Origin of the sequence: Paraburkholderia sp. 31.1 (genome assembly GCF_014397645.1) — a bacterium.
Taxonomy (GTDB): Bacteria; Pseudomonadota; Gammaproteobacteria; order Burkholderiales; family Burkholderiaceae; genus Paraburkholderia; species Paraburkholderia tuberum.
The window spans coordinates 21,166-27,240 of record NZ_VZQN01000061.1; the positions used below are offsets into that span (position 1 = coordinate 21,166).

Annotated in this window: 3 protein-coding genes and 3 pseudogenes; 3 read left to right on the forward strand and 3 right to left on the reverse strand. The window is 57.4% G+C overall.

Going from position 1 to position 6,075, the window contains the following annotated elements; translation table 11 throughout:
* Positions 1-582: 582 nt before the first annotated feature.
* The 3 genes and pseudogenes from F6X37_RS32240 to F6X37_RS32250 all read right to left on the reverse strand — a co-directional run.
* Positions 583-1,500 (reverse strand): annotated as a pseudogene (locus F6X37_RS32240) (IS3 family transposase); the annotation flags it as partial.
* Between the two features lie 83 nt (positions 1,501-1,583).
* Entirely contained in the window at positions 1,584-2,885 is a 1,302-nt protein-coding gene (locus F6X37_RS32245; RefSeq protein ID WP_262420104.1) for an IS110 family transposase, read from the reverse strand.
* Positions 2,886-3,117: 232 nt separating this feature from the next.
* Positions 3,118-3,375: pseudogene (locus tag F6X37_RS32250) on the reverse strand (transposase); the annotation flags it as partial.
* A 458-nt stretch (positions 3,376-3,833) separates the two neighbouring features.
* On the opposite strand from F6X37_RS32250, the gene F6X37_RS32255 reads away from it, so the two are divergent.
* From F6X37_RS32255 to F6X37_RS37320, 3 genes and pseudogenes are all read left to right on the forward strand, one after another.
* A complete protein-coding gene (locus tag F6X37_RS32255) occupies positions 3,834-4,853 on the forward strand; it encodes a hypothetical protein (RefSeq protein ID WP_262420105.1) in 1,020 nt (339 codons plus the stop codon).
* A 299-nt stretch (positions 4,854-5,152) separates the two neighbouring features.
* A complete protein-coding gene (locus F6X37_RS32260; RefSeq protein ID WP_187614094.1) occupies positions 5,153-5,587 on the forward strand; it encodes a hypothetical protein in 435 nt (144 codons plus the stop codon).
* Between the two features lie 19 nt (positions 5,588-5,606).
* Positions 5,607-5,813, forward strand: a pseudogene (locus F6X37_RS37320) (amidohydrolase); the annotation flags it as partial.
* Between the last annotated feature and the right edge of the window lie 262 nt (positions 5,814-6,075).

Sequence of the window (6,075 nt, forward strand, 5' to 3'; positions counted from 1 at the left end):
GGAGCTTTAACGCATCTCAGGTCCAAACTCGTACGACAGCGGGTGGGCCACCGTTTACATTTCCGCCCACCCATCAATGCTGGCATATGACGACAAGGGTGTACATCGCACCGAAGTCGGTTTTGGGAGTGCCAACGGCCGAGTGCAATTTGTGGCGCTGCTGTCGACCGGTGACTGGGTGTATCGGTTGCGAAAGAACCTTGAAATATCGTTGTTAGCGACTATGCTCCGAAGAGCAATGCGCGGAGAGTAACACCAATTGCCAGTTTGAGTCCTGGCCGCGCATGTGTGCACTTCAATAGAAGAAGCATCTGGTTGTTCGAGCAATCGAACACTTGCGCTGGCTCGCTTACTGCCCAGACCCAACCGAATTGATTTTCTAACGGGCATGCATTACGGCCTTGTGAGCAGACTCGTCTGTCAGAAATTGATGACGTGTTTGGCGTGTTTTATTGAACATCTGTGTGCCTGTCTGCGCACAATTCTCAATTTTTACACCGCGTTAGGCGAAGTATTGGACGTAGAGGCAATATCAATTAAATGACCTTGCCCCTGTTTGACGTATCCCATAGCCAAGGGGATTTAGGCGGCTCGCTGGGCAGCGAGCCAGTTCTTTTCGAACGCCATGGGGCTAACGTAGCCGAGCGTCGAGTGTAGCCGATGGGCATTGTAGAAACCCAGCCAATCAATGATTTCATCCATCGCGGCACGCCGCGTCGCGAAGTGCCGACCGTGCAGTCGTGCGACCTTCAGCGAACCCCACAGACTTTCGGTCGGCGCATTATCCCAACAATCGCCACGCCGGCTCATTGACGAACGCATACCGTACGCCTTGAGCGCGTCCTGGAAGAGTCCGCTGCAATACTGACTGCCCCTGTCGCTATGCATGGTCAGGCCGGGCGGCGGGTGCCGACGGAACCACGCCATACGCAACGCATCCGTGACCAGTTCGGCTTTCATGTGCGGCTGCATCGACCAGCCCACTACCTGCCGGCTGAACAGGTCAATGATGACCGCCAGATACAGCCATCCCTGCGCCGTCGCGACATAGGTGATGTCACTCGTCCAGACCTGATTCGGTGCGCTCGCCGTGAAGTCGCGCTTCAGCAGGTTTGGTGCGACCGGCAGGTCGTGGTTCGAATTCGTCGTCGCGATGAACTTGCGCTTGTGCCGCGCGCGGATGCAATGTCGCACCATCAGCATGCGAACTCGCTCCTTGCCCACGCGGACGCCGCGTGCAACCAGTTCTTTGGTCATGCGCGGCCAGCCATACTCGCCTTTCACCTGTGCGTGAATCGCACGTATGTTGGCCAGCAAAGCGTCATTGCCGATTCGTACCGGACGGTGCCTCTCCCGGCCCGCGGCAGACCGCTGACGCCGCTGGTGATACCCACTCGGGCTGACATCCAGCAACTCGCACAGCATCGACACCGGCCAGCGTTTTCGCTCCCGTTCGATAAAGGCGTACTTCACGTCGACTCTTTCGCAAAGTACGCCGCCGCTTTCCTGAGAAACTCCTCTGAGTCAGGTCGCTTTGGCCTGAAGGACATAGCCCAGGGACTCGGCCCGTCGCGTCAGGTTGTTCAGGACCCGCTGCCGGTAACGTTCCTCATAGTAGGCTGCGCCTGGATCGACATATTCCATGCCGTAGCGCAGCGTGTTTTGTAGAACAGCGCCGCGATCTTGCGTGCGGTGGCAGTGACGGCCTTCGCCTTGCCGATACGGGCTGACAGGCGTCGATAGAATCCGCCCAGAGCTGTGTCGGTCTTGCCGACCGTGACGGCGGCGAGTCTCAGCGCGGCAGCGGCCTTGCTGGAGGAGCGGCGCGTTTTCGAAGACAGGATCTTGCCGCCCGAGATCTTGTTGCCAGGTGCGAGGCACAGCCATGACGTGAAGTGCTTCACGCTCGGCCAGCGGGACATGTCGTTGCCGCATTCGGCAATGAGCTTGAGCGCCACGTAGGGTCCCAGGCCGTGAATCTGCGTCAGGTCGACACCGAGCATCCCGTACAGCGCAGCACGCACGTCGAATGAGAAGTCGTTTGACTGCTTGCCTCGATGTCGCGCTGCCGGCAGTGGCGCGGCGACGGGTTCGATGCCAGCCTGCAACTGCTTGAGCGCGATTTCGATCCGCTGATCGCATTGCGTCACCTGGGTCTGGTAGAAGTCGTACAGGGCCACGGCCTGGGTGAGCTCGAACACGTGTTCGGGCTGGTAATGACCGCCCAGCGCTTCACGGATTGTCTCGATGGAGGCTTTGCAGCGCCTGTCGCGATGCTGTGCAAGGACATCGGTATCGCGCTCACCCGCGACGATCGCCCGGATGATCTTCATGCCGGTGACGCCTGTGATGTCCTCAACGACGTGATGCAACTGTACATTCATCTGCATCATTGCCTTCTGCATATGCTGGATATGGGACGCCGCATATTCCAGCAGGCGCTCCCGCTGCCGCAGATAGGATCGTAGCGTGGCCACGTCCTGTCGGGGGCGGAAGCTGGCGCGCAGCAGTCCGTACCGGTGCAGCTTCTGCAGCCACTGGGCATCGTTCACATCGCTCTTGCGTCCCGGCACGCTCTTTGCCTCCCGGGCGTTGACCAGCAACACCTCGAAACCATAAGACTCGAGGATTTCGAACACGGGAAGCCAGTAAATCCCGGTCGACTCCATCACGACAGTCGTGACCTTGACCTGCCTGAGCCACCTGGCAAGTTCGTGAAGATCGGCGGTGAAGCTGCGGAACGAACGCACCGGTTCCTCGGCGCATTCGGGTCCGACCGCGACAACGTGAAACTGTGCGCCGACATCGATGCCTGCGGCGTGCGGATTGACAACGGACATATCGGTGCGGCGAGCGACGGTTCGCCTCGGTTTGGGCTGTGCCATGTCTGGCCCTCCTGGTCATGGAAGTGCCAAAGGGCGGGACTGCGGTATCTATCACTTTCCTGAACGGGATCACCTCACGGTGTCACCAATGCCGGGTCCGCATCGGTCCCTGGACCATGTTTTTTAACGGGATCAGTCACCAGTAAGCGGACGGCCGCTCCCTTCAGCGTGGCCAGTGTAGGACTTGCCCGGAGTTTCTGCTCCTTGGGGAGGGCATGGCCCTTTGGATGTTTTTTAGAATGTCGCGCTCCATCTTCAGCCGCGCATTCTCCGCACGCAGGCGGGCCAGTTCCATCTGTTCCTCGGTCACCGGCTTCGTACCTGGACCGGCAAGCGTCCCTTTGCGGTCCGCCTGTACCCAGTTCGAAATCGTCTGGCTCGACACCCCCAGAATAGCCGACACCGCCGCCAGGCTCTGGCCCGACTTCACCAGCCGTACCGCCTCCAGCTTGAATTCCAGGGTGTACCGCGCACGCTTCAATTCGCTCATCGTTCGTTTCTCCTTGCAGCAGTTTAATACTCAGCAAGGGATACGTTTTTCGGGGGCAAGCTCAAAACATCGCTTCACGCCTGCTCGCGCTCGCCACTTGCGCGATGGAATTCATTGAATTTCTACAGGGCGGCGAGCTTGAGGTTCGGCTGACAGCTCCCAACGATTCACTTTCACGTCGGCGGATTCGTCACGGGCGCTATTGTGGGCCACTGGCATCGCTATCGACCGTGGGTAAGCTACGTCCCTTTCTATCCGACGCATGTCTATCTCTTTCACGACAATTAAGTAAACCATATCAAATGGAGGCGTAAATGATTGCATGTTCTCTCATTTCATCGCACTGCGCTCCGCAGAAAGAACGTAGGTCCGCCTGGAGAGTCAGGCTGCGTTCCATTCTCTGCACCATGATTGCGCTAACTACGTGGTCGATTAGCCAGACGCCGAAGGCGCAAGAATTGTTCGTTGACGACGCCGGGGACAATACTGTTAAACGCTTTGACGCGTCGAACGGCGCCTATCTCGGTACTTTCGTCCCTCCCAATAGTGCCGGGCTGACCGGACCTGCCGGAATTATTTTTAGTGAAGGTCAGCTCTTTGTCGTTAATCAGAACGTCAACACCCCCAATCTCGGCGAGATTTTCATCTTTGACGGAAAGACGGGCGCCTTCGTCAGAAAGCTTATCGCTTCGACCGATAGGGGGGCGCCCTTTGCTCCGCAGGGCATCGTACGCGGACCGACGCACGAACGCGGAGAGCGTCGCGACCATGAAGGTTCAAGCGACCACGGTGACTCGGACGACCGCTTCTACGTTGCCGATGTCGGTACTCAGGGAGACACCTGTGACAATCAGGGTGATGTCAAGGTGTACACCGGGTCTGGTGCCTTTATGCGCAACCTGGACCGGCGCGGCTTCCGCCCTGCTTTTTATCCGCGTGGCGTGGTCTTCGGGCCCGACGGCCTTCTTTACGTATCTGCGAGAGGCTGTCCCATTTCAGAGAATCCGGACGATGGTTTGATTGGGTACATTTTGCGCTTCGACCCGCGTACATACAGGTTCATCGACGTGTTTGCATCTAATCAAACTGTCAAGACCTTGCACCGCCCAGAGGGCCTCGTCTTCGACGGCGATGGCATCCTTTGGGTTACAAGCTTCCGCGACAACAGCGACTCTACCGACATCGATAGAATCCTTAAGCTTGAGGGAAAGAGCGGTCGACTTTTAGCCACACTGGAACTATGGGCGCCGGGAAAACCCCCTCGGGCCTATGCTCAGGCGATTCTCTTCGGGCCGGGCGGAAAGCTGTTCATTCCCATCACCGGTGATGACCCGGCGACCACAGGGCAGATACGTCGCTGCGCCCCCAAGACGCTGCACTGCGACGTCATTGTTCAGGCCGGCACTTCACTCGTATCGCCGTGGTTCCTGACTTTCAGAAACACTGACCCTGCTACGCTTGAATACGAAAAGCGCTAACGCAACAAGGGGGCACTCACTTGAGAGAGGATAGGTGCAGTGCCCTGCATTCAAAGCCCGAGGATTTGTGTCGTTGAAGGTCCATGCATATCTTATGCTCTGACGGACGCCAGGATTCAAGTTGGGGTGGCGGCAAATAATTATGCTCTTGTCGCCGAGATTTGAACTACAACGCAGCAACAAGGGCGCGATGGTAAAGCTGTGAACTGTAGGCATAGTGTTACCGCTCAGACGCTGCCTCGCCTATATTTTAAGCAACCCGTCCCGGCCGCCAACCGCGACAGTGATGCAAGCGCATCATGGAGACATGGCTGGACAATTACTTCGACAATCCTCGGCAGGTGGGCATGCGGCTGGGAGCAATGACAGCGACGTTCGGACATGAACTGGACGAACCGCAGTTCTACTTCTACCTCCAGGCGAACATGGTTTATCACTCTCGGCAAGCACGCCGAGGGCCACCTTGGATACTACTGGCACCGCGCTATGCGACTCAAAGCATTCAGGTGGAAAAGAAGATTGACGTCGTGAACGGCGGTTTCGAATTATCGAACCTCATTGAGCACGTCGAAATTGTCCGAAACTTTGGTGGTGGTTATCTCGTGAAGGTGGGCATCCAAGGCAGCCCACGGGTCTTTGTGCCCAATTTGGCGACGGACATGCGACTGTCCGGACTTGACGAGGGCGCATGGCATTACGACCTTGTCATCAGCGAACCGTTTGCGGAGCCTTGAGGTAATTTCGTCGAGACCGATGCAGTGCCTGACTTCGGACCTGTTTCGGGATTTTTCGACGCTGCACTTCGCTTTTCCACATGGTGGCGCCGTCCCGTATCAATGGAGACGCTTCCGTTGGCTTACCCACGAGCTGAAAAAGCCGCTTCTCAAAGACCATCTTCTTAACAACGTCTTCTTCGATTCTTGCGTCTATCACCAGCGCGGTATAGACCTGCTTACCCGAGGGCGGTTTCAAGAGTGAAGCGCAACAGCGGGTTTAATGTTTAGAGCCTTGAGGTTGACTTGCTGATGCGAGGGTCGCGGCGAAGACCTCGAAGGGTGAATGGAAGTTGTGAGTTGCACGAGGCCGGCTGTTCAGCCCCCCGCGTCACAATGGTTGTCGCCTGGATAAAATTGGAATCTGGGGGCGATAAAGAGAGAACAAGTTGGCGCGTTACGGAAAGACATTCAAGGACAGAGCGGTGGCGCGGTTGCTGCCGCCGGAG

Coding starts and splice junctions, on each gene's coding strand:
- F6X37_RS32245 (WP_262420104.1), bottom strand. CDS start 2,885: ATGGCACAGCCCAAACCGAGGCGAACCGTCGCTCGCCGCACCGATATG.
- F6X37_RS32260 (WP_187614094.1), top strand. CDS start 5,153: ATGGAGACATGGCTGGACAATTACTTCGACAATCCTCGGCAGGTGGGC.